The 24,667-nt window shown below is 62.8% G+C and carries 23 protein-coding genes; 9 read left to right on the top strand and 14 right to left on the bottom strand.

Going from position 1 to position 24,667, the window contains the following annotated elements; all coding sequences use genetic code 11:
- Window positions 1-76: 76 nt before the first annotated feature.
- On the bottom strand, window positions 77-1,036 hold the full coding sequence (locus tag GTW23_RS14350) for an NAD(P)H-dependent flavin oxidoreductase (RefSeq protein ID WP_252916241.1): 960 nt from the start codon (window positions 1,034-1,036) through the stop codon (window positions 77-79).
- 294 nt (window positions 1,037-1,330) lie between these two features.
- Here GTW23_RS14350 and GTW23_RS14345 point away from each other — a divergent pair, with 294 nt between their 5' ends.
- Window positions 1,331-2,605 carry a hypothetical protein gene (locus GTW23_RS14345; protein ID WP_252916240.1) on the top strand — a complete coding sequence of 425 codons (1,275 nt, stop codon included), beginning with the start codon at window positions 1,331-1,333 and terminating at the stop codon, window positions 2,603-2,605.
- A gap of 90 nt (window positions 2,606-2,695) precedes the next feature.
- On the opposite strand, the gene GTW23_RS14340 is transcribed toward GTW23_RS14345, so the two are convergent.
- The 8 genes from GTW23_RS14340 to GTW23_RS14305 form a co-directional block, all read right to left on the bottom strand.
- Window positions 2,696-3,325 (bottom strand): peroxiredoxin, encoded by a 630-nt coding sequence (locus tag GTW23_RS14340; RefSeq protein WP_252916239.1) that lies wholly within the window; start codon window positions 3,323-3,325, stop codon window positions 2,696-2,698.
- Between the two features lie 10 nt (window positions 3,326-3,335).
- Complete coding sequence (locus GTW23_RS14335) at window positions 3,336-5,108, bottom strand: SulP family inorganic anion transporter (RefSeq protein ID WP_252916238.1); 1,773 nt, start codon at window positions 5,106-5,108, stop codon at window positions 3,336-3,338.
- A 106-nt stretch (window positions 5,109-5,214) separates the two neighbouring features.
- Window positions 5,215-6,885, bottom strand: coding sequence for a bifunctional protein tyrosine phosphatase family protein/NAD(P)/FAD-dependent oxidoreductase (locus GTW23_RS14330; protein WP_252916237.1), 1,671 nt, complete (start codon window positions 6,883-6,885; stop codon window positions 5,215-5,217).
- 64 nt (window positions 6,886-6,949) lie between these two features.
- Window positions 6,950-7,834: an MBL fold metallo-hydrolase gene (locus GTW23_RS14325; RefSeq protein WP_152010316.1), complete on the bottom strand. Its 885-nt coding sequence runs from the start codon at window positions 7,832-7,834 to the stop codon at window positions 6,950-6,952.
- Window positions 7,835-7,935: 101 nt separating this feature from the next.
- Window positions 7,936-8,376 (bottom strand): DUF6691 family protein, encoded by a 441-nt coding sequence (locus tag GTW23_RS14320; RefSeq protein WP_252916236.1) that lies wholly within the window; start codon window positions 8,374-8,376, stop codon window positions 7,936-7,938.
- Window positions 8,377-8,379: 3 nt separating this feature from the next.
- Complete coding sequence (locus tag GTW23_RS14315) at window positions 8,380-8,868, bottom strand: YeeE/YedE family protein (protein WP_152010318.1); 489 nt, start codon at window positions 8,866-8,868, stop codon at window positions 8,380-8,382.
- A gap of 121 nt (window positions 8,869-8,989) precedes the next feature.
- Window positions 8,990-9,991, bottom strand: coding sequence for a polyphosphate kinase 2 (gene ppk2, locus GTW23_RS14310; protein WP_252916235.1), 1,002 nt, complete (start codon window positions 9,989-9,991; stop codon window positions 8,990-8,992).
- Window positions 9,992-10,139: 148 nt separating this feature from the next.
- Window positions 10,140-11,159, bottom strand: coding sequence for a 1-aminocyclopropane-1-carboxylate deaminase (locus GTW23_RS14305; protein WP_252916234.1), 1,020 nt, complete (start codon window positions 11,157-11,159; stop codon window positions 10,140-10,142).
- 182 nt (window positions 11,160-11,341) lie between these two features.
- Here GTW23_RS14305 and GTW23_RS14300 point away from each other — a divergent pair, with 182 nt between their 5' ends.
- Complete coding sequence (locus GTW23_RS14300; protein ID WP_152010321.1) at window positions 11,342-11,806, top strand: Lrp/AsnC family transcriptional regulator; 465 nt, start codon at window positions 11,342-11,344, stop codon at window positions 11,804-11,806.
- Between the two features lie 15 nt (window positions 11,807-11,821).
- Here GTW23_RS14300 and aroQ read toward each other — a convergent pair whose 3' ends face one another.
- Window positions 11,822-12,268, bottom strand: a complete 447-nt coding sequence (aroQ, locus tag GTW23_RS14295; RefSeq protein WP_252916233.1) for a type II 3-dehydroquinate dehydratase — start codon at window positions 12,266-12,268, stop codon at window positions 11,822-11,824.
- Between the two features lie 86 nt (window positions 12,269-12,354).
- A complete protein-coding gene (locus GTW23_RS14290) occupies window positions 12,355-13,797 on the bottom strand; it encodes a helix-turn-helix domain-containing protein (RefSeq protein ID WP_252916232.1) in 1,443 nt (480 codons plus the stop codon).
- Window positions 13,798-13,931: 134 nt separating this feature from the next.
- On the opposite strand from GTW23_RS14290, the gene GTW23_RS14285 reads away from it, so the two are divergent.
- The 7 genes from GTW23_RS14285 (at window position 13,932) to scpA (ending at window position 22,171) form a co-directional block, all read left to right on the top strand.
- Window positions 13,932-14,510 carry a biotin transporter BioY gene (locus GTW23_RS14285; RefSeq protein ID WP_252916231.1) on the top strand — a complete coding sequence of 193 codons (579 nt, stop codon included), beginning with the start codon at window positions 13,932-13,934 and terminating at the stop codon, window positions 14,508-14,510.
- Entirely contained in the window at window positions 14,510-16,042 is a 1,533-nt protein-coding gene (locus GTW23_RS14280; protein ID WP_252916230.1) for an acyl-CoA carboxylase subunit beta, read from the top strand. Before GTW23_RS14285 ends, GTW23_RS14280 begins: the two co-directional genes overlap by 1 nt.
- 29 nt (window positions 16,043-16,071) lie before the next feature.
- Window positions 16,072-16,467, top strand: a complete 396-nt coding sequence (locus GTW23_RS14275) for a (R)-mandelonitrile lyase (RefSeq protein ID WP_252916229.1) — start codon at window positions 16,072-16,074, stop codon at window positions 16,465-16,467.
- Window positions 16,468-16,592: 125 nt separating this feature from the next.
- A complete protein-coding gene (gene yghU / locus GTW23_RS14270; protein WP_252916228.1) occupies window positions 16,593-17,513 on the top strand; it encodes a glutathione-dependent disulfide-bond oxidoreductase in 921 nt (306 codons plus the stop codon).
- Window positions 17,513-17,890, top strand: a complete 378-nt coding sequence (locus tag GTW23_RS14265) for a hypothetical protein (protein WP_252916227.1) — start codon at window positions 17,513-17,515, stop codon at window positions 17,888-17,890. Before yghU ends, GTW23_RS14265 begins: the two co-directional genes overlap by 1 nt.
- Before the next feature lie 139 nt (window positions 17,891-18,029).
- Window positions 18,030-20,036, top strand: coding sequence for an acetyl-CoA carboxylase biotin carboxylase subunit (locus tag GTW23_RS14260; RefSeq protein ID WP_252916226.1), 2,007 nt, complete (start codon window positions 18,030-18,032; stop codon window positions 20,034-20,036).
- On the top strand, window positions 20,033-22,171 hold the full coding sequence (scpA, locus tag GTW23_RS14255) for a methylmalonyl-CoA mutase (RefSeq protein ID WP_252916225.1): 2,139 nt from the start codon (window positions 20,033-20,035) through the stop codon (window positions 22,169-22,171). The genes GTW23_RS14260 and scpA overlap by 4 nt, the downstream gene beginning before the upstream one ends.
- A gap of 163 nt (window positions 22,172-22,334) precedes the next feature.
- Here scpA and GTW23_RS14250 read toward each other — a convergent pair whose 3' ends face one another.
- From GTW23_RS14250 to GTW23_RS14240, 3 genes are all read right to left on the bottom strand, one after another.
- On the bottom strand, window positions 22,335-22,703 hold the full coding sequence (locus GTW23_RS14250) for an endonuclease domain-containing protein (RefSeq protein ID WP_252916224.1): 369 nt from the start codon (window positions 22,701-22,703) through the stop codon (window positions 22,335-22,337).
- Window positions 22,704-22,816: 113 nt separating this feature from the next.
- Window positions 22,817-23,881 (bottom strand): dipeptidase, encoded by a 1,065-nt coding sequence (locus tag GTW23_RS14245; protein WP_252916223.1) that lies wholly within the window; start codon window positions 23,879-23,881, stop codon window positions 22,817-22,819.
- Between the two features lie 11 nt (window positions 23,882-23,892).
- Window positions 23,893-24,663: an ABC transporter ATP-binding protein gene (locus GTW23_RS14240; RefSeq protein WP_252916222.1), complete on the bottom strand. Its 771-nt coding sequence runs from the start codon at window positions 24,661-24,663 to the stop codon at window positions 23,893-23,895.
- Between the last annotated feature and the right edge of the window lie 4 nt (window positions 24,664-24,667).

Below are 24,667 nucleotides of genomic sequence, written 5' to 3'. Positions count from 1 at the left end.
AACAGTCAACAAAGATGACCGGATGCGATCCCATCGGGACTGCATCCGGAGTTCCGGCGGCGCCGGGAAGAGTGACCTAAAGCGCCAGGCGCGTGCGGGCGGCATTGTATTCGGTCTCCAGCCGGTCGACGAGTTCGGACACCGGGCCGATCTTCTTGACCGCTCCGATACCCTGCCCGGAGCCCCAGATTTCCTTCCAGGCCTTCGGTCCGGATGTCGACTTGTCGAAGTCCATCTTGGTCGGATCGGCCTCAGGTAGATTGTCCGGATCAAGGCCGGATGCGGTGATCGAAGGCTTGAGGTAGTTGCCCGGAATCCCGGTAAAGAAGTTTGAGTAGACGATGTCCTTGGCTTCGCTGTCGACGATCATCTGCTTGTAATCATCAGTTGCGCGGGCCTCGTCGGTGGCTATGAAGGGCGAGCCGATATAGGCCATGTCGGCCCCCATGGCCTGGGCTGCGAGAACGGCTCCGCCGTTGGCAATCGAGCCCGAAAGCAGCAGCGGTCCGTCAAACCATTCGCGGATTTCCTGGACCAGCGCAAAGGGCGAGAGCGGACCGGCGTGGCCACCGGCGCCGGCGGCGACCGCGATCAGTCCATCAGCGCCCTTGTTGATGGCCGAATGGGCATGGCGGTTGTTGATGATGTCATGCAGCACGATACCGCCATAGGAATGGATCGCGGCGTTGACTTCGGGCACAGCGCCGAGCGACGAGATCACCACCGGCACCTTGTATTTGACGCACATGGTCAGATCGTGCTCGAGCCGCTTGTTGGAGCGATGGACGATCTGGTTGACGGCAAAGGGAGCGGCCGGGCGGTCCGGGTTCTTGGCGGTGTGATCGGCGAGGCCTTCGGTGATTTCGGCGAGCCATTCGTCAAGCTGGGCTTCGGGGCGGGCGTTGAGCGCGGGAAACGACCCCATGATACCCGCCTTGCACTGGGCCATGACCAGCGGCGGATGGGAAATGATGAACAGGGGTGCGGCAACGACTGGAAGCCGGAAATTGGTCTGGAGAACGGCGGGAAGGGTCATATGGCCTCGCAAATCACAATGACGTTTACGCAAACGTCAATTTCCATAGCAGAGCCCACCGGCACTGAAAAGACTTGACTTGGCCAGCCCAACTCCACAGGCCGATTGGCCCCGTTTTTCGAGCAAGCTTGAGTTTTACCGGGTTAGCGGATACGCACAGCAGGAAGGCACGGGCGGCCAGATGGCGATTTGACCACGGCATCCTGTCTGAACCGGGCCCTGGTGACCCGGGGGTGCCAGAACTGATTTTTGCGGACCGGCTGTGGCCGGACCGCGTGGCACGGAGACAGACCATTGACCGGCATGGAAGCGGCAATTCGCGGGGCTTTGGACAAGGCGGGAATACCCGGTGCGCAGGCCCGCCGCCGTATTTACGATTCCGCCAGGGCGGCGCTCGACCGCAGCCTCGAGCGGCAGGGCATCACCGATCCGGAACGGGTGGATGATCACCGGCACAGGCTGGAACTGCTGATTGCCGAGATCGAGGCCGAATGGACCCCTCCCGCTGCCGAAGAGCCGGCACCCGCAGCAGCTGCCCCTTCCGTGGAACTTCCCGCAGACACCGGTCCGGCGAAAGCCGAGGCGCCTGCCACTTCCCGGCCGGTCTACGATGTGCAGGCGGTCCTCGGCCCCGAACATGATCAGCCGGAGGTCACCCATGTCTCCCGCGACGGCACCGATGCCGGAGTGGACGCACCGCAGCAAGCCGCACCGACCGTGGGTTCGGTATCGCGGCGGCCAAGCGCGCCGGCTGCCGGTGCCAATCTCGATTTTGCTCCCGACGCGCGCGATCATGAAGGCGCAGGCGCTCCGGTTTCCGTTGCTGCCGAGGAGCGTCCCGCGCACATCAAGGCCCCGGCTTCCGGTTCCGGAAAACCGGCCAAGAAGGTCAAGACCCCAAAACCGCGCAAGGAAAAGCGCCGGCGCCCGGTGTTTGCCTCGATCTTCTCTGCCGCGGTCATGCTGTCGTTTCTGGGAATCGGTGTCTGGTGGCTGATCGAAAGCGGCGCACTCAAGAGTGCAGCCGAACGCGACACCGGCGTACCCAATCCTCCGCCTTCGCTCAGCCGGGATGATTTTGCCGGAGGGCCGCAACAGCTCAATCCAGGCTCCGGATTTTCAGGAGAATGGGCGAATGTGTTCACGCCCGGCCGCGACGGCACGCCGGAGGTCCGCGGCAATGCCCGCGCGGAGGTGATCGAGGAAGAGGAAAGCACTGCGCTTCGAATTTCGTCGGGCAGCGGCGGCACAAGTGGAGAGGTGCTGGTGCCGCTCGGACCTGAAGTCATGCAGGCGCTTGCAGGCCGGCAGTCGGTGCTGGCGCTGACCGTCCGCTCCGCTTCGCCGGAGACAACGCAGATCTATGTCAAATGCGAGTTCTCGGTACTGGGCGATTGCGGCCGCCGCCGCTTTGACGTGACCTACGACACAACCGATGTGCTGTTCAGTCTCGACTTCGACAGGGCGCTGGCCCCGAATGAAGGCGGTTACCTGGTGATCAACAGCGACATTTCCGGCGCCGGAAAGAGCATCGACCTTCTGGCGGTACGGATCCGCCCGCTGAATTGATCTGCCTGATCTTGGGAAATGGCTGCCTCATCGCCGTTTGACTGAACAAAAACGCCCGCTTCACAGCGGGCGTTTTCTGTTGCGACAGCCTCAGCCGACTTCGGTGACGCGGAGATAAGGGCGGATCTCCTCCCAACCCTGCGGGAAGATGCCCTTGGCGTCCTCGTTGCTGACGGAAGTCGGGATGATGACCTTGCCGCCCGGACGCCAGTCAGCGGGGGTGGCGACCGTCTTTGCGTCAGCCAGCTGCAGGGCGTCGATGACCCGGATGATCTCATCGAAGTTGCGGCCGACATTCATCGGATAGGTCATCGTCAGGCGGATCTTCTTGTCCGGATCGATGATGAACACCGACCGCACGGCGGCGGTGGTGCTCGCATTGGGATGGATCATGTCATAGAGCTCGGCCACCTTGTGGTCCTTGTCGGCCACGATCGGGAAGGTCAGGGTGGTCGATTGCGTGTCGTTGACGTCCCTGATCCAGGCCATGTGCTCCTCGACGCCGTCCGTCGACAGCCCGATCGGCTTGACGTTGCGGGCTGCGAACTGGTCGGAAAGCTGCGAGGTGCGGCCCATTTCGGTGGTGCAGACCGGGGTGAAATCAGCTGGATGGCTGAAGAAAAACGCCCAGGACGAGCCGATCCACTCGTGGAAATCGATCGGGCCGTTTGTGGTGTCGGCCTTGAAATTTGGGGCAGTGTCGCCAATCCGTATGGTCATGAAAATCTCCTTAGTCTGGTTGGGAGGTTGTGATCCTGGTTTGTGAAGGTCCGGCGGCAAGCTCGAGCGCCGCCTGATGCTGGCTGAGGAAAACCTTGCCACTGAGATGCTGCAGGAAATCGCCGCGGCGCAGCCGGTCCATCACCGGGCCCTTGACCTCACTGAGATGGAATGTGACGCCGAGCGCATGCAGACGCTCGTTGATCGCCTCCAGCGATTCCAGCGCGCTCATGTCGATCTCGTTGACCGCCGGGCACATCAGCACCACGTGCTTGAGCTGCGGACGCGCCGCCACCATGTCGTAAAGGCTGTCTTCCAGATAGCGCGCATTGGCGAAATACAGGCTTTCGTCGACCCTGAGCGTCAGCACGGTCTCGTCGATCTCCACCTTGTGGCGCTTGACGTTGCGGAAATGCTCGGTGCCGGGAACCCTGCCGACCACGGCCATGTGCGGCCGCGACGACTTGTAGAGATGAATCAGGATCGAGAGCAATACGCCAGCGGTGACGCCGACCTCGACGCCGAAGAGCAGCGTCAGGGCGATGGTGGCTGTGACGGCGGCGAAATCGGCGCGCGAATAGGCCCAGGTCTTTTTCAGGATCGAGAAATCCACGAGCGAAAGGACCGCCACGATGATGGTGGCGGCAAGCGTCGCCTGCGGCAGGTTGTAGATCAGCGGCGTCAGCAGCATGGCTGCGAGCAGCAGCCCAACCGCGGTATAGGCGCCGGCGGCAGGCGTTTCCGCGCCGGCATCGAAATTGACCACCGAACGGGCGAAACCGCCGGTGACCGGGTATCCGCCGGTGAACGCCGCGCCGACATTGGCGGCGCCCAGGCCGATCAGTTCCTGATCGGGCACGATGCGCTGGCGCTTGCGGGCGGCAAGGGTCTGGGCGACCGAGACCGATTCGACAAAGCCGATGATCGAGATCAGCACCGCGGGACCGATCAGCTGGCCGAGCAGATCGGGCGAGAACGACGGCATGGTCAGCGGCGGAAGGCCCTGCGGTACATCGCCAACGACCCGGACGCCCGCGGTTTCACTGAGATTGAAGACCCAGGCGATGAAGGTGGTGACAAAGACCGCAGCCACCGGCCCGGCCTTGGCCAGCACTCCGGCCAGCTTGGGCTTCATGCCTGTCGACAGCAATAGCGGCATCAGCCCCTTGCGCACCCAGAACAGGAAGGCCGTGGCGCTCACTCCGATTGCCAACGTGATCCAGTTGATCTCACCCAGATGCTCGAACAGGGACTGCAGCAACTCCGGCAGGTTGGCGCCTCCGGCAGAAATGCCAAGGATATGGCGCAACTGGCTCATGGCGATGAGTATGCCCGAGGCGGTAATGAAGCCGGCGATGACCGGATGCGAGAGGAAGTTGGCAAGAAAGCCGAGCCGGAAGATCCCGAGCAGGATAAGGAAGGCACCCGACAGGAAGGCCAGCGTGACGGCGGCAAGCAGCAGTTCGGGCGAGCCCGGTTCGGCGATGTTACCGATCGCTGCCGCAGTCATCAGCGAGACCACCGCCACGGGTCCCACGGCCAGCGCCCGGCTGGTGCCGAAGATGGCGTAAAGCACGATGGGCGCGATCGAGGCATAGATCCCGGTCTCGGCAGGCAGGCCGGCCAGCAACGCATAGGCCAGCGACTGCGGGATCAGCATGATGGTGACGATGACCGCCGCGACAAGGTCATTGCCCAGCGCGTCGCGATCATAGCGGCGGCCCCAGTCGAAGACCGGCATGACGCGGGCAAGGCGATTGATGATTGCGTGATCTTTTTGCATGTCGATGTCCTTGCAGCGCATCCAGCGCCGGCGTTTAGCAACAGATCGGGATGCCGGCGCCCTTTCCGGAGCGTCGGGCCAGATTTGTCATTGTGGTTCCGTCAGTTCAGCCGACGACTTCCGGCCTGGCCATCCATTCCTTGCCCTTGAGCATGGCCTTCCAGTAGATCGGCGGCAGGATGCGCTCCTTGAGCAGCCAGGAGATCCGGCTCGGCCTGGTGCCGTCGACGAGAAAGCCGGGAAAACTCGGCAGCAGCTTACCGCCGTAGCCGAATTCGGCGAGAACGATCTTGCCACGCTCCACCGTCAGCGGGCAGGAACCGTAGCCGTCGTAATGGGCGATGCCCTTGACGCGTCCTATGTCGGCCAGGACGTTGTTGGCGACCACCGGGGCCTGCTTGCGGGCGGCGGCAGCCGTCTTGGCGTTGGGCGCGTTCATCACATCGCCCAGCGACCAGATGTTCTCGAAAGTCTTGTGGCGCAGGGTGGTCTGATCGACATCGACCCAGCCTGCCGCATCGGCAAGCGGGCTGACGCGGATGAAATCCGGTGCTGTCTGCGGCGGCACGACATGGATCATGTCGAAAGACTTTTCGACTATCTCCTTGTTGCCGCCGGCATCGGTGACCGAGAACCAGGCCTTCCTGGCCGGGCCATCAATCCTGACCAGATTGTGCATGAAGCTCAGTTGGGCATTGTACCTGGCGATGTACTCTTGAAGCGCGGGCACATAGTCCTTGACCCCGAAGAGCACGCCGCCGGCGTTGCAGAACTCGATCTCGATGTTTGCCAGATCGCCGGACTTGAACCAGTGATCGCCGGAAAGATAGAGCGCCTTCTGCGGTGCTCCGGCACATTTGATCGGCATCGGCGGCTGGGTGAAGATCGCCTTGCCCGATTTCATGCCCTTGACCAGCTTCCAGGTATAGGGCGCCAGATCATAACGGTAGTTCGACGTCACACCATTTCGTCCGAGGGTTTCGGGCAGCCCTTCGATGGCGTCCCAATCGAGCTTGAGGCCGGGGGCGACAATCAGGCGATTGTAGCGGACCACCCGGCAGCCATCGAGGATCACCGCGTTGTTGGCGGGCTCGAAGGCTGAAACGGCGGCCTTGATCCAGGATACACCGCGCGGGATCAGCGATCCCATGGTGCGGGCGGTGACTTCGGGTTCGAAGATGCCGCCGCCGACCATCGTCCATCCGGGCTGATAATAATGAACGTCCTGCGGGTCGATGATGGCGATGTCGAGGTCGGACACCCGGGCAAGCAGGCTGGCAGCGACGGAAACGCCCGCCGACCCCCCGCCGATGATGACGATGTCATGGGAGAAATCGGCAACATCCGTGGGTGTCTTGCCGCCATTGGCAATGCGCCTTACGACGCCCGACATGTCGTATCCGGCCGCCTTGGTGGCGGCCAGAATGGTGGGCAGAGGCGTGCCGCGCGCACCTTCGGCCAAGGCCCAGAGCGTGGTCGACCGGGTGCCGGTGCGGCAATAGGCGAGCACGGGACCGGGAAGATCAGAGATCGCGGCATCGAACCTGCCGGCGTCCTCGTCGGCCACGCGACCGGGAATGATCGGCATGTAGTGGGCCTCAAGGCCCGCGGTGCGGGCTGCCTCCTCGATTTCGGCGAAGGTCGGCTGGTCATTGCCCTCGCCGTCGGGGCGATTGCAGATGATCGAACGAAAGCCCGCCATCTTCAACTCGGCCACGTCGGCCGGGGCGATTTGCGGGCTCACCGAGAGCCCGCGGTTGATCTTCCTGATGTCCATGACTGCTTTCATCCAATCCGTGGTTACGGCCTGTCCGGTGTCGCTTTATGGTCGAAGGAGCCCGTCAAAGTCCGTTGACGGGAACCTTCAGCATTGCACGCCCGTCCTTATCGGTCGGAATGTCACCGGCGCGCATGTTGACCTGCAGCGACGGGATGATCAGCCGCGGCATGGCCAGCTGGGCATCGCGCTCGGTGCGGAACTTGATGAAATCCTCACGGCTCTTACCGCCACCGACATGGATGTTGTGAGCCTTCTCGTCGCCGACCGTGGTTTCCCACTGGATGTCGCGACCGTTCGGACCATAATCATGGCACATGAACAGGCGCATCTCGTCGGGCAGCGACAGCACTTTCTGGATCGAATCGTAGAGCGTGGCTGCATCGCCGCCAGGGAAATCGGCGCGGGCCGATCCGCCATCGGGCATGAAGAGGGTGTCGCCGACAAAGGCGGCATTGCCCATGACATGGACCATGCAGGCGGGGGTGTGGCCCGGCGTGTACATGGCGACGGCCTGCATCGTGCCGATCTGATAGGTATCGCCATCCTTGAACAGGGCGTCGAATTGCGAGCCGTCGCGCTGAAACTCCGTGCCTTCGTTGAAGATCTTGCCGAAGGTGTCCTGTACGACCATGATCTTGTCGCCAATGCCAATCTTGCCGCCCAGCTTGTCCTGGATGTAGGGCGCGGCGGAAAGATGGTCGGCGTGAACATGGGTCTCGATGATCCATTCCAGCGTGAGGCCATTCTCCTGAATGTATTCAATCATCCGGTCGGCGTGGCCGTAGGTGATCCGGCCGGCGGCATAGTCGATGTCCATGACGGAATCGACGACAGCGCAGGACTTGGAGGCAGGGTCCCTGACCACATAACTGATGGTGTTGGTGTCGGGGTCGAAGAAAGCCTTGACCTCTGGTGTGACAGACATGTCCACTGGATAGTTCGACATTGTATCATCTCCTCTTTTCGTCAGGTCGGATTTTGCGCCGCCGAAGGTTGCGGCGCCATGTTCACGATGCCGGGTCACCCGGAGGCAACCCGGCGCTTTGCTCAGAATGCCTTGGCAGGCTTGTGGCGCAGGCCGTCGAGCGACCGGGCCAGCACGATGCCGATGATCATGGCGCCAACGAAGGCGATGACATCAAGGCCGCCGAAACCGAGCGCAGGGATAGCGCCGCCGGGACAAAAGCCGGCAATGCCCCAGCCAATTCCGAAGATGGCCGAGCCCCCGATCAGCCTCGCATCAATGGTCCGGTTGATCGGAAGATGGAATTCCGCATCGAAGACCGGCTTCTTGCGGGCGCCGAACACCAGCACGTAACCGATCGCAGTCGTTATCAGTGCGCCGCCCATCACGAAGATCAGGCTGGGATCCCAGCTGCCGGCAACGTCGAAGAAATTGAGCACCTTGGCCGGGTTGGCCATGCCGGAGATGGCAATGCCAAGACCGAAGATCATTCCGGTGAGGCCGGACAGGAGAAGCTTCTGCATGGATCAGATCCCCGCAATGTGACGGACGACATAGACGGTCAGTCCGGTGAAAATCATGAAGGTGATCGTTGCCGCGATCGAACGCGGCGACAGCCGCGCCATGCCGCAGACACCGTGGCCCGAGGTGCAGCCGGCACCGTAGTAGACGCCAACGCCGACGATCAGGCCGCCCAAAGCCAGCAGCGGCAGCGAGACGGGAACGGCGTAGGGAATCGCACCACCGGCAGCCAGAAAAACCATCGGACCAATCACAGCGCCGGCAAGAAAGGCAATGCGCCAGGCCCAGTCAGTCGATATCGGCGGAATAATGCCCGTGAGAATACCGGTCATGCCGGCAATGCGGCCATTGAACGCCATCAACAAGATTGCCGAAAGGCCGATGAGAATGCCGCCGGTCAGTGACATCCATGGCGTGAATTCTGTTTCCATGCTTGTGTCTTCCCTCTTTGGATTGTGCCGTTTGAAGGCAGGGCGTCGTTGCGCCCGATCCAGATATATATAAGCGATATTCCATATTCAAGAGGTTAAATATATCTTCGTGTGAGGTAAGCTCACAAAAAAGAAGCGCCGCACCGGCGACGCTTCCAATAGCAGGCTCAACTGCTGCTTCGGCCTAGCCGGCAGCCATCTTCGGCTTGCGGATGTCCGGATGCAGGGTCTTGCCCAGGATATGGTCATCTGTCCCGATGACATGACTGCTTGAACCGACAATCAGCCGGTCCGGGTGATGGACAACCAGATGATCCTTGTTGGGATAGGGCAGGCTCGACAGGAAGTGCTTCATGCAATTGAGTCGTGCGCGTTTCTTGCAGTCGGACTTGACGATGGTCCAGGGCGCGTCGGCTGTGTCTGTGTAGAAGAACATCGCCTCCTTGGCCTCGGTGTAGTCGTCCCACTTGTCGAGCGAGGCCTTGTCGATGGGCGACAGTTTCCATTGCTTGAGCGGATCCCTCTCGCGCTGGCCAAACCGCCTGAGCTGTTCGCCCTGCGTCACCGAGAACCAGTACTTGAACAAAAGGATGCCGGAACGGGTGAGCATGCGCTCGATCTCGGGTGCCTCGCGCATGAATTCGAGATATTCAGTCGGCGAAGAAAACCCCATGACACGCTCAACACCTGCGCGATTGTACCAGGAGCGGTCGAACAACACCATTTCGCCCGATGCCGGCAGATGCTCGATGTAGCGCTGGAAGTACCATTGCGAGCGTTCCCGGTCGGTTGGCTTGTTGAGGGCCACAACACGGGCGGTCCGCGGGTTGAGATGCTCCGTAAAGCGCTTGATGGTGCCACCCTTGCCGGCCGCATCCCGGCCTTCAAACAGCATCACCACCTTCTGGCCGGTATCCTCGATCCAGCGCTGGGCCTTGAGCAACTCGACTTGCAGTCTGGCCTTTTCCTTTTCATAGGCAACGCGGCGCATTCGTGTCTTGTAGGGATAGACCCCCTGCTCGAACAATTGCGCGATCGCAGCTTCGTCCTTGCGGATGTCTGCTGTGGTCAACCGCGGTGGCTTGGCCTCAACCGTTTCCTTGTCCGATGTTTCGAGCACCGTCTCGGAGAGTGCGGCCGCCACGTCGTCGACCGTTGTTTCGAGTTCGCTTTTTGTGTCTTCCATTTCATGCCCCGCTCAAACAAAGGGGCAGTATAGCCGCAAGACGCACATCCAGCCTTGACCAGTGTCAAACCATGACAAACAAAATGGCGCCGGGCGGCGTCGCTGGCATCGGTAAATGGGACGACGCCTCAAAACCCGACGGTTTGCCTCAGCCGTTGCGATAGGTGTAGCTGTAGCCGTTAAGCGCCGGAGCTCCTCCGAGGTGGGCGTAAAGAATCTTCGAGCCTTTGGGGAAAAAGCCCTTTTGCGCAAGATCGATCATGCCCTGCATCGACTTTCCTTCGTAGACCGGATCGGTGATCATTGCTTCTGTCCGTGCGGCAAGGCGGATCGCCTCATTGGTCTCGTGGCTTGGGACGCCATAGGCCGGATAGGCATAATCGGGGTTGATGACGATCTCGTCGTCACGCACCTTGCGGCCAAGCTCAACAAGATCCGCTGTGTTGTCCACGATGCCGCGGACCTGTGCACGCAGCTGCTCGGGGGTTCCAGAGCCATCGATGCCGATGACCCGGTTCGCCCGGTCGTCGGCAGCAAAGCCCACGATCATGCCGGCCTGTGTCGAACCGGTGACGACGCAGACAATGATGTAATCGAAGGTGATCCCCATTTCGGCTTCCTGGGCGCGCACCTCCTCGGCGAAACCGACATAGCCGAGGCCGCCGTATTTGTGCACCGAGGCACCGGCCGGGATCGGATAGGGCACGCCGCCGCGGTCGCGTACCGACTGCAGCGCATCCTCCCAGCTCTGGCGGATGCCGATGTCGAAACCCTCGTCGACCAACCTGCTGTCGGCGCCCATCAGGCGAGTGAGCAGGATATTGCCAACCCGGTCGTAGACCGCGTCATCATGCGGCACCCAGCTTTCCTGGACCACCACGCATTTCATGCCGATCTTTGCTGCAGTCGCGGCGACCATGCGGGTGTGGTTGGACTGGACGCCGCCGATCGAGACCAGGGTATCAGCGCCAGCGGCGATCGCGTCGGGCACGATGTATTCGAGCTTGCGCAACTTGTTGCCGCCCAGCGCCAGGCCCGAATTGCAGTCATCCCGCTTGGCATAGATCTCCACATCGGCACCAATGGCTGCGCTCAGACGCGGAAGATGCTCGATCGGGGTCGGGCCTGCGAAGGTGAGCGGGTAACGGTCGAATTTGGCGAGGTTCATGGGTGTCTGTCCGTGGGTTGGGGCCTGGTCGGCGCGAGGTGGCTTATTCAGGAGAGAAACCTAACCCGGATCGCATGAAAGGTGCTTTCAAACTCGTCGTGTGGAATTTATCATGCAGCAAATTCGAAGCAAAATTTCGATGGATCTTTCCATAGGAATATCAATTTACGGAAGTTTCTTTCATGCCTGCTGATCTTGATAAAATTGACCGCAAGATGCTCAAGCTGCTGCAGGCGGACGGGCGGCTGAGCAATGCCGATCTCGCCCAGAAGGTCTCCGTCAGCCCTGCAACCTGCCATCGCCGCACCCAGCGGCTGGTCGACGAGGGCTTCATCAAGGGGTTCAGGGCATTGATCAATCCGCACGCAGTTTCGCGCGGCGCGCTGGTCATGGTCGGCGTGGTGCTCGATCGCTCAACGCCCGAGAGTTTCGCAGCCTTCGAGACGGCGATCCGCAAGTTGAGCTTCGTGCTCGACTGTCATCTGGTCGCCGGCGACTTCGACTATTTCCTGAAAGTGCGGGTGCAGGACATGGCCGATTTCAACAAGCTGCACGGCGAGCAGCTCATCGCCTTTCCAGGCGTGCGCCAGATCCGAAGCTTTTTCGTGATGAAAGAAGTCACCGACAACGCGCCGCTCGACTTCTGAGGTCGGTCGCCCGCCTCAGTTGGTGGCGCTCACCAGTTTGGCGACGCGGTCGATCGCCAGCAGGTAACCCTGCGTGCCGCAGCCGGCGATGACGCCGTCTGCGCGCAGCGACACATAGGAATGGCGGCGGAATTCCTCGCGCTTGTGCACGTTGGAAATGTGGACTTCCATCACCGGGCCTTCGAAAGTGTTGAGCGCATCGAGGATCGCTATCGAAGTGTGGGTGTAGGCGCCGGGGTTGATGATCACGGCTACCGCATCTTCACGGGCCTCGTGGATCCAGTCGATCAGCTGGTGCTCGGCATTGGATTGCAGGAACCGGACGGCAAGGCCATAGCTTTCGGCCTGGCTCAGGCAGGCGGCCTCGACATCGGCCATGGTTTCGTGGCCATAGATTTCCGGCTGGCGCTTGCCCAGAAGATTGAGGTTCGGTCCGTTGAGGACATAGATCGTGCCGGTCACCGGGTCTGCCTTTCGCTGATGCCCCGAAACGGGGCGATGCAAATTCCTAGCCCGAGCGCACGACATGCCGCAAGCCTTGCCGGCGATCATTCCAATCCGTAGGGCACTGTTTTGCGGGTGTTGGGATCGACCACCAGACGGCGCTTGAGTGGGGGGACTGCGCGCTGATGGCAGTTGCGGCGCTCGCAGATCCGGCAGGAGACGCCGATCGGTTCGAAGGCCTCGGCGCGGGCGATGTCGAGATCGTCGGCGTAGACCAGTTCGCCGGCGTGAGCCACCTCGCAGCCGAGCGCTAAGGCATAGGACTGCACCGGATCGCGCCAGCCGCCGGAGGGTTTGGAGACCGCAGTGGCAAGGCAGAGATAACGCACGCCGTCCGGCGTTTCGGCCAGCTGCCGGATGATCCGGTTCGGGGTCTCGAAGGCGGAATGCGCGTTCCACAAGGGACAGGCAGAGCCGAAACGGGCGAATTGCAACTTGGTGGCGGAATGACGCTTGGTGATGTTGCCGGCCTTGTCGACCCGGGCGAAGAAGAACGGCACGCCCTTCTGTCCCGGCCGCTGCAGGGTCGAAAGCCGGTGCGCCACCTGCTCGAGACTGGTTGCGAACCGGTCGGCCAAAAGCACAAGGTCGTGGCGCAACTCGCGTGCAGCGGCGCTGAAAGCGCCATAGGGCAGGATGGCGGCGCCGGCAAAGTAGTTGGCAAGACCGATGCGGCAGATACCGGCGGCATCAGCCGAGCGGAAGCGCGCCTCGGAGATGATCCGGGTCATCGCCGCGTCATGCTCGATCAGCGCAATCTGGCAGGCAATCTGGAAGGCCTGGGTCGAGGCCGGCGTGCGCGGATTGAGCCAGAGCACGCGGCTGACCGGATCGAAACGGCGCAGCCCGCCGCCATTCGCATCGCCCTGCCCCGCCCCCGGCTCGCTGCCGGCGCCGATCACCACCCGCACCCGGTGGCGCCGTTCGATATGGTCGGCCAGCGCCTTGAGGCTGACGCCGCGGCTCTTGGCCAGGTCCCGGCTCAGCGCCTCGCCGGCGAGATCCAACTCGTGGATGTAGTTGTCGACATAATGGAAGAAATCGCGGACTTCCTCGTATGGCGTCGGCTCGCTCAGTGCGCCGGACCGCTCCAGCGTCTCGTCGAGTTCGGCGAGCTGGTCGCCGGAGCGGCGCATGGCCTGGTGCAGAGACAGGAAGGCGCGGGCAAAGGACGGGGCGTTCTGCACCACCAGCTTGACATCGGTCAGCGACGGTTGTGCCCCGCCCGAGACCGGATCGGCGAGCGCCTCGGAGACATCGGCGAGCAGCCGGTCGCTATCCTGGTCGGACAGGGTGGTGATGTCGACGGAGAAGGCTTCGGCCAGGGCCAGCAGCACCGAGGCACTGACATGGCGTTGGTTGTTCTCGATCTGGTTGAGATAGCTGGTGGAGATGCCAAGCTTCTGGGCAAAGCCGGCCTGGGTCAGGCCGTGCTCGCCGCGGATGGCGCGGACCTTGCCGCCGATGAAGAGCTTGCGTGCCCGCATGAATGTTCGCAACTTTGCAAAATTGCAGATGCAAACATTACTAGTGCAACATGCTTACCTTTTCAACCCTGTTGCGGCACGTTCATTCGCGCTACCACCGGACAATCATTTCCCGGTTTCACGGAGTGCCCGCCTTGACCCTTTATGCCGCCCTGACCGCCTCCCGGCCCGAAAAACTGGCCATCGCCAGCCTCGTGGCCATTGCCGGCTCGATTCTGCTGACGCTGTCAGCCAAGCTCTCGATCCCCTTCTACCCGGTGCCGCTGACCATGACGACGTTTGTCGTCATCGGGCTAGGATTGGCGCTAGGGTCCCGGCTCGGCTCTGCTGCGGTGGCGCTGTATCTTGTCCAGGGTGCGCTCGGCCTGCCGGTGTTTGCCGGCACGCCGGAGAAGGGCATCGGCCTTGCCTACATGATGGGACCGACCGGGGGCTATCTGCTCGGCTACCTCTTGGCTGCCTTCGCTGCCGGCACGCTTGCCGAGCGCGGCATGGACCGCTCGCCGCTGAGCGCGTTCCTCGCGGCCATCATCGCCAGCGCCATCATCTATGTGCCCGGCGTTTTGTGGCTCGGCGCGCTGTTTGGCTGGGACCAGCCGATCCTCGCCTGGGGGCTGACGCCGTTCATCCTTGGGGATGCGACCAAAGCAGCCTTGGCAGCGGCAGTGTTTCCGGCAACATGGGCGATGATTGCGAGAAAGGGAGGCCTGTGATGCGGGAGATTATCGAAGAGGTTGAACACCGGCGCGAACAGGCCCGGCTCGGCGGCGGGCAGGCGCGCATCGACGCGCAGCACGCCAAGGGCAAGCTGACCGCGCGCGAACGGCTGGAAGTGCTTCTCGACGAGGGATCGTTCGAGGAATACGACATGTACAAGACCCATCGCTGCACCGATTTCGGCATGGAAACCCAGGTGTTCCCCGGCGACGGCGTGATCACCGGCTGGGGCACCATCAATGGCCGCCCGGTCTACGTGTTTTCGCAGGACTTCACCGTGTTCGGCGGCTCGCTGTCAGAGACGCATGCCGAGAAGATCTGCAAGGTGATGGATCTCGCCGTGCAGAACGGCGCACCGCTGATCGGGCTCAACGATTCCGGCGGCGCGCGCATCCAGGAGGGCGTGGCCTCGCTCGGCGGCTATGCCGAAGTGTTCTGGCGCAATGTGCAGGCCTCGGGCGTGATCCCGCAGATCTCGGTGATCATGGGTCCCTGCGCCGGCGGCGCGGTCTATTCACCTGCGATGACCGACTTCATCTTCATGGTCAAGGACACGAGCTACATGTTCGTGACCGGCCCGGACGTGGTCAAGACCGTGACCAACGAGATCGTCACGGCGGAAGAACTTGGCGGCGCCTCGACCCACACGAAGAAATCCTCGGTGGCCGATGGCGCTTACGACAATGATGTCGAGGCGCTGATCGAGATCCGCAGGATGTTCGACTTCCTGCCGCTGTCGAGCCGCGAGACACCGCCGGTGATCCAGACGGCAGACGCGCCCGACAGGATCGAGAACGCACTCGACACGCTGATCCCGGACAATCCGAACAAGCCCTACGATATGCGCGAAGTCATCGCCCGGGTCGGCGACGAGGGCGATTTCTTCGAGATCCAGGCCAACCACGCCAAGAACATTCTCTGCGGCTTCATCCGCCTCAACGGCTCGACCGTCGGCGTCGTCGCCAACCAGCCGATGGTGCTGGCCGGCTGCCTCGACATCGACTCGTCGAAGAAGGCGGCGCGCTTCGTGCGCTTCTGCGACGCGTTCAACATCCCGATCCTGACGCTGGTCGACGTGCCAGGCTTCCTGCCGGGCGTCGGTCAGGAGTATAACGGCATCATCAAGCATGGCGCGAAGCTCCTGTTCGCCTACGCAGAGGCCACCGTGCCGAAGGTCACGGTGATCACGCGCAAGGCCTATGGCGGCGCCTACGACGTGATGGCGTCCAAGCACATCCGCGCCGACGTCAACTATGCCTGGCCAACGGCGCAGATCGCGGTGATGGGGGCCAAGGGCGCGACCGAGATCCTGTATCGCTCGGAGCTTGGCGACCCGGAGAAGATCGCGCAGCGGACTGCGGATTACGAAGACCGCTTCGCCAACCCGTTCGTCGCCGCCCAACGCGGCTTCATCGACGAGGTGATCATGCCGCATTCAACCCGGCGCCGCGTGGTCCGCGCCTTCGAGATGCTGAAGACCAAGAAGGTGACGCAGCCCTTGCGTAAGCACGACAACATTCCGTTGTAAGCCGCCGCAGCCCCCCGGAGGAGCACACCATGAAGATCACCCGCGCAGGATCGACGCCCTCGGCAAAAGGGCCGGAAGAGTACTTCACCGGCACGGTGCGGCTCGACAGGCTGTTTGTGGCCGAGGCACCAGGGCGGGTCCAAGGGGCGGCGGTGACGTTCGAGCCGGGCGCGCGGACGGCATGGCACACGCACCCGCTGGGGCAGACGATCATCGTCACATCGGGGCTCGGACGGGCGCAGCGCGAGGGCGGACCGATCGAGGAAATCCGGCCGGGCGACGTGGTCTGGTTCGAACCGGGCGAGAAGCATTGGCATGGCGCGGCTCCGGAAGTGGCGATGACGCATCTCGCCATCCAGGAGGCGCTTGACGGAGTTGCTGTGACGTGGCTCGAGAAGGTGGAAGATGCGGATTATCTGGGTTGATGCAGCGCCTTGCGGGCGCTCACGGGATTTTGACAGGAACGGCGCGGTTGCTGGCGGCTGCAATTCTCCGACTTTCGGCCTATATGCTCCGGTGAGACAATTCTCACCAACAAGGATCCCATTTCATGACTGATGACACCAGCTTCCCGCCAGAAAACAATTTTCCCGCCGGCTACCAGCCTGCAAAGCTGTGGGAATGGAAACAGGGCAATGGCGGCCGCTTCGCCAATATCAACCGGCCGATTTCCGGCCCGACGCATGACAAGGACCTGCAGGTCGGCAAGCATCCGCTGCAGCTTTATTCGCTGGCGACGCCGAACGGCGTCAAGGTGACGGTGATGCTGGAAGAGCTGCTCGCCGCCGGTCACAAGGGCGCGGAATACGACGCGTGGCTCGTCAATATCGGGGAAGGCAACCAGTTCGGTTCGGGCTTTGTCGACGTCAATCCGAACTCGAAGATCCCGGCGATGGTGGACCATTCGACGCCGGAGCCGACACGGCTGTTCGAAAGCGGCTCGATCCTTCTTTACCTGGCCGAGAAGTTCGGCGCGTTCCTGCCCAAGGAGCACCATGCGCGCACAGAAGCACTCAACTGGCTGTTTTGGCAGATGGGCTCGGGTCCGTTCCTGGGTGGCGGCTTCGGGCACTTCTACGCCTATGCGCCGATGAAGATCGAGTACGCGATCGACCGCTTCGCCATGGAGGTCAAGCGCCAGCTCGACGTGCTCGACAAGAACCTCGCCAAGAACGAGTACATGGCCGGAGCTGAGTATTCGATTGCCGACATGGCGATCTGGCCCTGGTACGGCACGCTGATGCAGGGCAACGTCTACAATGATGCCGCCACCTATCTCGACACCGGCATCTACACCAACCTGAAGCGCTGGACCGACCAGATTGCCGCGCGCCCGGCGGTAAAACGGGGACGCATGGTCAACCGCGCCTTTGGCGATCCGTCCGAGCAGTTGCACGAGCGTCATGACGCCAGCGATTTCGAGCTGCGCACCCAGGACAAGCTCGACGCCCAGAAGGAAGGCAAGGCCTGATGGCAAAACTGCCTGAAATGACCAAGCACCGAGGGATCCCGTCCGGCCTGCCCGGCACGGGGTTCCAGTTCACCATCCGCAGGGCCAATCCGCGCGGGGTCTCGCCGATCATCAACCGCCGCCGGATGGCGGACCGGACATCGACGGAAAAGCTCGCCGATGCGGCCTTTCTGCATGCGCTCTGGCACCTTTACGGCGACGAGCCGTTTGAGCGCGGCAACCTCGATGCGGGGCGGATCAGTTGGCTGTTCGGGCGGGAGATCGTGCCGGCAGAAGAGCCGTTCGATCCGAAATCATATCAGGCGCTGCTCCGGATTGACGAACGCGTGGGGCGGGCGAGCTATCCCGCCGCATTCGAGGATGTGCTTGAGGTCTGAAGACCATGGCTCTCTCCTGAATGGGGAGAGCCGCGAACAGGCATCCGGATGACCGGGTGTCTGAAATACCCCGGGCACGGACCCGGGTGAAACGACTGGAAGTCATGGGCCACAGGCCCATCAGCGGGGGTAGAAGTGCATGTTTTCCAAGATCCTCATCGCCAATCGTGGTGAAATTGCCTGCCGGGTCATCAAGACCGCGCGGGCAATGGGCATCAAGACGGTTGCCGTCTATTCAGACGCCGATCGCAATGCCGTGCATGTGGAGATGGCTGATGAGGCCGTGCATATCGGTCCGCCGCCGGCCAACCAGTCCTACCTGATTGCTGACAAGATCATTGCCGCGTGCAAGGAAACCGGCGCAGAGGCCGTGCATCCGGGTTACGGCTTCCTGTCCGAGCGGGCCTCGTTCTGCGAGGCGCTGGAGAAAGAGGGCATCGCCTTCATCGGCCCGAAGGTGAAGGCCATCGAGGCGATGGGCGACAAGATCACCTCTAAGAAGATCGCCGCCGAAGCCGGTGTCTCCACCGTGCCCGGCCACATGGGGCTTATCGATGACGAGGCGCATGCGGCCAAGATCGCCGCCGAGATCGGCTATCCGGTGATGATCAAGGCATCCGCCGGCGGCGGCGGCAAGGGCATGCGGATTGCCTGGAACGACGCCGAGGCGCGCGAGGGCTTTTCCCGCTCGAAATCGGAAGCGGCAAGTTCGTTTGGCGATGACCGGATCTTCATCGAAAAATTCATCGAGGAGCCGCGCCACATCGAGATCCAGCTGATCGCCGACAGCCACGGCAACGCGGTCTATCTCGGCGAGCGCGAATGCTCGATCCAGCGCCGGAACCAGAAGGTGGTCGAAGAGGCCCCCTCGCCCTTTCTCGACGCGGAAACCCGCAAGGCCATGGGCGAGCAGTCGGTGGCGCTGGCAAACGCCGTGGACTACCAGTCTGCCGGCACGGTGGAATTCATTGTCGACAAGCACCGCAACTTCTATTTCCTCGAGATGAACACGCGGCTGCAGGTCGAGCATCCGGTGACCGAGCTGATCACCGGTGTCGATCTGGTCGAGCAGATGATCCGGGTTGCAGCGGGCGAGAAGCTCCCGTTCACGCAAGCCGATGTGAAGCTCAATGGCTGGGCGGTCGAAAGCCGGCTCTACGCCGAGGACCCCTACCGCAACTTCCTGCCCTCGATCGGCCGGCTGACGCGCTACCGGCCGCCGCAGGAAGGCACCAGCGACGGCATCACCATCCGCAACGACACCGGGGTCACCGAAGGCTCGGAGATCTCGATGTTCTACGATCCGATGGTGGCCAAGCTGTGCACCCACGCGCCGACCCGGCTCGAGGCCGTCGACGCCATGGCCGACGCGCTTGACCGGTTCGAGGTCGAGGGCATCGGCCACAATCTGCCGTTCCTGTCGGCGCTGATGCAGCACCCGCGCTGGCGCGAGGGCCGGCTGTCGACCGGCTTCATCGCCGAGGAGTATCCGGAGGGCTTTGCCCCGGTGCCGCCCAATGATGACACCATCAAGCGCTTTGCCATTGCGGCGCTGCTGCTCAGCCACATCTCGGGGGAGCGCAACGCACAGATCTCCGGCGCGCGATTCAGCCAGGCGGAAAAGCGCGCGCATGAGGACAAGGTGGTTCGGATTGCTGGCCAGGAGATCACCGGCCATATCGACGACACCGACGATGTCTACCTGGTGCGGCTGCCGGGACGCGAGCCGCTGTCGGTGACAACAGACTGGACGCCAGGCGCAAAGCTGGCAGCATTCGATATCGATGGGGTGACCAACGCCATCAAGGTCGAGCCCGCCGACGCCGGATGGCGGCTGCGGCAGCTTGGCGTCGATGTGCGGGTGCAGGTGTTCAGCCCCCGCATCGCCGAACTGGCCCGGCTGATGAAGGAGAAGGTGGCGCCCGATACATCGAGCCTGCTGCTCTGCCCGATGCCCGGCCTGATCGTCTCGATTGCCGTCAACGAGGGCGACGAGGTGCAGGAAGGCCAGACGCTGGCCGTCGTCGAGGCGATGAAGATGGAGAATGTGCTCAAGGCCGAGCGCAAGGGCGTGGTCTCACGCATCCCGGTGAAGGCCGGCGACAGCCTCGCCGTCGACGAGATCATCATGGAGTTCGCGAAATGAGCAAGACCACGCGCGACTGGCTCGAGCTTGCCACCAAGGATCTCAAGGGCAAGCCGATCGAGAGCCTGAACACCGAAACGCCGGAAGGCATTACGCTGAAGCCGCTCTACACCGCGGATGACCTGCCCGAATCCGCCGCCTCCGAACTGCCGGGCTTCGCGCCGTTCACCCGCGGGGTGCGCTCGACCATGTATGCGGGACAGCCCTGGACGATCCGGCAATATGCCGGCTTCTCGACGGCGGAGGATTCCAACGCGTTCTACCGCAAGAACCTGGCGGCGGGCCAGAAGGGCCTGTCCGTTGCCTTCGATCTCGCCACCCACCGGGGCTATGATTCCGACCACCCGCGGGTGACCGGCGATGTCGGCAAGGCCGGCGTGGCGATCGATTCGGTCGAGGACATGAAGATCCTGTTCGACGGCATTCCGCTGGGCGAGATGAGCGTGTCGATGACCATGAACGGCGCTATCATCCCGGTCTTGGCGATGTTCATCGTCGCTGGTGAGGAACAGGGCGTCGAGCGCAAGGCGCTGACTGGGACGGTGCAGAATGACATCCTCAAGGAGTTCATGGTCCGCAACACCTACATCTATCCGCCAGAGCCCTCGATGCGGATCGTTGCCGACATCATCGAGTTCACCGCGGCCGATATGCCGAAGTTCAACTCGATCTCGATCTCCGGCTATCACATGCAGGAGGCCGGGGCGACGCTGGCGCAGGAACTGGCCTACACGCTGGCCGACGGCATGGAATATGTCCGCGCAGCACAAGCCAAGGGGCTGAGCGTCGACGCGTTTGCCGGCCGGCTGTCGTTCTTCTTCTGCATCGGCATGAACGTGTTCATGGAGGCGGCGAAACTGCGCGCGGCGCGCCAGATGTGGTCGAAGATCATGACCGATTTCGGCGCGAAGTCCGAACGCTCGAAGATGCTGCGCACGCATTGCCAGACCTCGGGCGTGTCGTTGACCGAACAGGATCCCTACAACAACGTGGTCCGTACCGCGTTCGAGGCGATGGCGGCGGTGCTCGGCGGCACCCAGTCGCTGCACACCAATTCATTCGATGAGGCGATCGCGCTGCCGACGGAATTCTCGGCCCGCATCGCCCGCAACACGCAGCTGATCCTGGCGCATGAGACCGGCATCACCAATGTGGTCGATCCGCTCGGCGGCTCCTATTATGTCGAGAAGCTGACCGCCGATCTGGCCGAGAAGGCCTGGGAACTGATCGCCGAGGTCGAGGCGCTCGGCGGCATGACCAAGGCGGTCGAGCAGGGCCTGCCGAAGATGCGCATCGAGGAGGCGGCGGCCCGCCGGCAGGCGCGGATCGACCGGGGCGAGGACGTGATCGTCGGCGTCAACCGGTTCCGGCTCAACGACGAGCCGCAGGTCGATATTCTCGACATCGACACCGACAAGGTGCGCGCCGGTCAGGTGGCGCGGCTGAAGAAAATGCGCGACAGCCGCGATCCCAAGGCGCACGAAGCCGCGATCGCAGAGCTCGAACAGGTGGCGAAATCCGGCAAGGGCAATTTGCTTGCCGCCGCCGTCGAGGCAGCGCGGGCGCGGGCCTCGCTGGGCGAAATCTCCGACGCCATGGAGCGCGGCTTCGGCGGCCGCCACCATGCCATTACGAAGGTTATCGGCGGAGTCTACGAGGACGTCTATCACGATGATCCGGAATACCAGGCAATCCGGGACCGCATCGCTGACTACACCACTGACAAGGGCCGCGCGCCGCATGTGCTGGTGGCCAAGATGGGCCAGGACGGCCACGACCGCGGCGCCAAGGTGATCGCCACGGCGTTTGCCGACATGGGCTTCAAGGTGGATCTCACCGACATGTTCGAAACGCCGGCCGAAGTCACCGACAAGGCGATTGCACTCAACGTCGACGTGGTCGGAGTCTCGTCGCTCGCCGCTGGCCACAAATCGCTGGTGCCCGAACTCATCACCCGGCTGAAGGACAAGGGCCGCGCCGACATCCAGGTCGTCGTCGGCGGCGTCATCCCCGAACAGGACTACGCCTTCCTGCGCGAAAAGGGCGTGGCCGAGATTTTTGGGCCCGGCTCGAATGTGCTCGATGCGGCAAATGCCGTGCTGGCGCGGATTTCGGGGCTGAAGCGGAATATGTGAGCCCCCTCATCCGTCAGCGTTGCTGACGCCTTCTCCACCACGGGAGAGGGGAGGAATTTGCGGCGGCCGGCGGTAGACACCTCTTCCTTCTCCCCTCGTGGGAGCAGGTGGATCCGGGCGTTCCGTAAACGACCGGAGACGGATGAGGGGTATTCTCAGTGGCCTATCGCCAGTCCTGCTTAAGCGACGGGTCCCGCGCAAAGGCCAGGATCGTCGCGCAAGCGCTTTCCAGATCGCTGATCACATCGTCATTCCACAGCCGCAGAATACGGAAGCCACGCTCTTCAAGATTTGAATCGCGGGCCTTGTCCCGTGGGCTTTCTGCGTGCTGACTGCCATCCAGCTCGACAATCAGCTTCGCTTCCATGCAGACGAAATCGGCAATGAAGCCACCTATCGGCACCTGGCGACGGAACTTCAGCTTGTCGAGCCGACGGTTGCGCAGAACGCCCCATAACCGCTGTTCCGCCTCGGTCGGAGCTCGGCGCATATCACGTGCGAAACCTCGCAGCCGTTCGATATCCTTGCTCATCCAGCGCCTCATCAAAGTTGACAAGCCCCCTCATCCGTCTGCGCCGGTTCACGGAACCGTCGCATCCACCTTCTCCCACGAGGGGAGAAGGGAGTGGCGGCACGGCGGTCGGCTCAGCCTCCCCAGGTCCGCTCCAGCAGCGATACCCAGTTATTCCGCGCGATCTTTTCGATCAGCTCTTCGCCATATTGCCGCTCCCGCATCTGATCGATCAGCGCCTGAACGCCAGTCACATCTCCAATCACGTCAGGGAGTTCGGCGCCGTCGAAATCTGAGCCGAAGCCGACATGGTCTTCGCCGAGCTTTTCGACAAGATGATCAAGGTGGCGCATCACCGGATCCCAGCCGCAATCGGTCGATTTGCGGCCATCGTCGCGCAGGAACACGGTGGCGTAGTTGAGGCCGACCATGCCTCCGCTCTCGCGGATCATGGCCAATTGCCGGTCGGTCAGGTTGCGGGTCGAGGACGTGACCGCGTGGGCGTTGGAATGGGTGGCGACCAGCGGCGCGTCCGAGAGGCTGGCGACATCGTCGAAGCCCTTCTCGTTGAGGTGCGACAGGTCGATCATGATCCTGAGCTCGTTGCAGACCCTGACCAGGTTCTTGCCGGCGTCGGTGAGGCCGGAGCCGGTGTCGGGATCGCCCGGAAAGCGAAACGGGACGCCGTGGCCGAAGACGGTCGGGCGGCTCCAGACCGGGCCGAGCGAGCGCAGGCCCATGGCGTGGAAGGCGTAGAGCGCATCCAGATCAGGCCCGATGGCTTCCGCACCTTCCATGTGCATGATCGCGGCGATGGTTCCGGTTTTTATGCAGGCACGCAGGTCGGCGGTGGTGCAGCAGATCTTCAGCGCGCCTGCGGAAGCCCGCTCCATCCACATCAGCTGGCCGGCCATTGCGAGGGCCGTCGCCTGGGTCTCAGCCGCTGTCATCTGCGGAGGTAGCGGCAGATCATAGGGCGGCGCGTCCATCATCGCCTGATAGTCGGGAGCGCCATCCTCTTCGGGTGACGGGATGTAGATGGCGAAAAAACCGCCCGCAAAGCCCGCCTCTCGCATGCGCGGCAGGTCGAGATGGCCTTCCAGCCCCTGCTCTAGCCACAGCGTCTCGCGACGCTCCGGTTCGCGCAGCAGGCGCAGCAGGAAATCATTGTGGCCGTCAAAGAACGGAACAGTCGCCATGGCTGGCTCCATCAGCGCCGAAGGGCGGGATCGCGGGTGAAGCCCTCGCTCGCCGTCAGCAGGTTGCGGGTGTAGTCCTTCGCCGTAGCATGGGCCTGCAGCGCCTCGCGGGTCAACTCTTCGACCACCTCGCCGCCCTGCATCACCATCAGGCGGTCACACATGTGCGAGACGACGGCCAGGTCGTGACTGACCAGCACATAGGTCAGGCCGCGCTCGGCGCGCAGCCGGTCAAGCAGGTTGAGCACCTCGGCCTGGATCGAGGCATCGAGCGCCGATGTCGGCTCGTCGAGCAGGATCACCTTCGGCTCGAGGATCAGGGCGCGGGCAATGGCCACTCGCTGGCGCTGGCCGCCGGAAAGCTGGTGCGGATAGCGGAACCGGAAGCCAGATCCGAGGCCGACATCCTCGAGCGCCTGTTCAACCCGGTCTTCGGCGTGATCGAAGCCGTGGATGGCGAGTGGTTCGGACAAGACCCGATCGACGGTGTGGCGGGGATGCAGCGAGGCATAGGGATCCTGGAACACCATCTGGACGCGGCGGTAGAAGGCCTGGTCACGCGGCATCTGCACCGGATCACCGGCAATGCTGATCCGGCCGCCGGTTACCGGCGCCAGACCGCACAGCGCGCGCAGCACGGTGGACTTGCCGGACCCGCTCTCGCCGACGATGCCGAAACTCTCCTCCTCCTCAACGGCAAGCGACACGCCCTTGAGCGCACGCACCTGCCGACCGCTGCCTTCAAAGGTGACTTCGAGGTCCTCGATATCGATGAAAGCCATCCGG

The organism is Parahoeflea alexandrii (genome assembly GCF_024105735.1).
Lineage (GTDB): Bacteria > Pseudomonadota > Alphaproteobacteria > Rhizobiales > Rhizobiaceae > Hoeflea > Hoeflea alexandrii.
This window is presented reverse-complemented; position numbering and strand designations above follow the sequence as displayed.

Coding starts and splice junctions, on each gene's coding strand:
- GTW23_RS14335 (WP_252916238.1), bottom strand. CDS start 5,108: ATGCAAAAAGATCACGCAATCATCAATCGCCTTGCCCGCGTCATGCCG.
- GTW23_RS14290 (WP_252916232.1), bottom strand. CDS start 13,797: ATGCGGGCACGCAAGCTCTTCATCGGCGGCAAGGTCCGCGCCATCCGC.
- GTW23_RS14300 (WP_152010321.1), top strand. CDS start 11,342: ATGCCTGCTGATCTTGATAAAATTGACCGCAAGATGCTCAAGCTGCTG.
- GTW23_RS14340 (WP_252916239.1), bottom strand. CDS start 3,325: ATGACCATACGGATTGGCGACACTGCCCCAAATTTCAAGGCCGACACC.
- GTW23_RS14330 (WP_252916237.1), bottom strand. CDS start 6,885: ATGGACATCAGGAAGATCAACCGCGGGCTCTCGGTGAGCCCGCAAATC.
- scpA (WP_252916225.1), top strand. CDS start 20,033: ATGAGCAAGACCACGCGCGACTGGCTCGAGCTTGCCACCAAGGATCTC.
- GTW23_RS14260 (WP_252916226.1), top strand. CDS start 18,030: ATGTTTTCCAAGATCCTCATCGCCAATCGTGGTGAAATTGCCTGCCGG.
- GTW23_RS14280 (WP_252916230.1), top strand. CDS start 14,510: ATGCGGGAGATTATCGAAGAGGTTGAACACCGGCGCGAACAGGCCCGG.
- GTW23_RS14275 (WP_252916229.1), top strand. CDS start 16,072: ATGAAGATCACCCGCGCAGGATCGACGCCCTCGGCAAAAGGGCCGGAA.
- ppk2 (WP_252916235.1), bottom strand. CDS start 9,991: ATGGAAGACACAAAAAGCGAACTCGAAACAACGGTCGACGACGTGGCG.
- GTW23_RS14240 (WP_252916222.1), bottom strand. CDS start 24,663: ATGGCTTTCATCGATATCGAGGACCTCGAAGTCACCTTTGAAGGCAGC.
- GTW23_RS14305 (WP_252916234.1), bottom strand. CDS start 11,159: ATGAACCTCGCCAAATTCGACCGTTACCCGCTCACCTTCGCAGGCCCG.
- GTW23_RS14250 (WP_252916224.1), bottom strand. CDS start 22,703: ATGAGCAAGGATATCGAACGGCTGCGAGGTTTCGCACGTGATATGCGC.
- GTW23_RS14265 (WP_252916227.1), top strand. CDS start 17,513: ATGGCAAAACTGCCTGAAATGACCAAGCACCGAGGGATCCCGTCCGGC.
- GTW23_RS14320 (WP_252916236.1), bottom strand. CDS start 8,376: ATGCAGAAGCTTCTCCTGTCCGGCCTCACCGGAATGATCTTCGGTCTT.
- yghU (WP_252916228.1), top strand. CDS start 16,593: ATGACTGATGACACCAGCTTCCCGCCAGAAAACAATTTTCCCGCCGGC.
- GTW23_RS14245 (WP_252916223.1), bottom strand. CDS start 23,881: ATGGCGACTGTTCCGTTCTTTGACGGCCACAATGATTTCCTGCTGCGC.
- GTW23_RS14325 (WP_152010316.1), bottom strand. CDS start 7,834: ATGTCGAACTATCCAGTGGACATGTCTGTCACACCAGAGGTCAAGGCT.
- GTW23_RS14350 (WP_252916241.1), bottom strand. CDS start 1,036: ATGACCCTTCCCGCCGTTCTCCAGACCAATTTCCGGCTTCCAGTCGTT.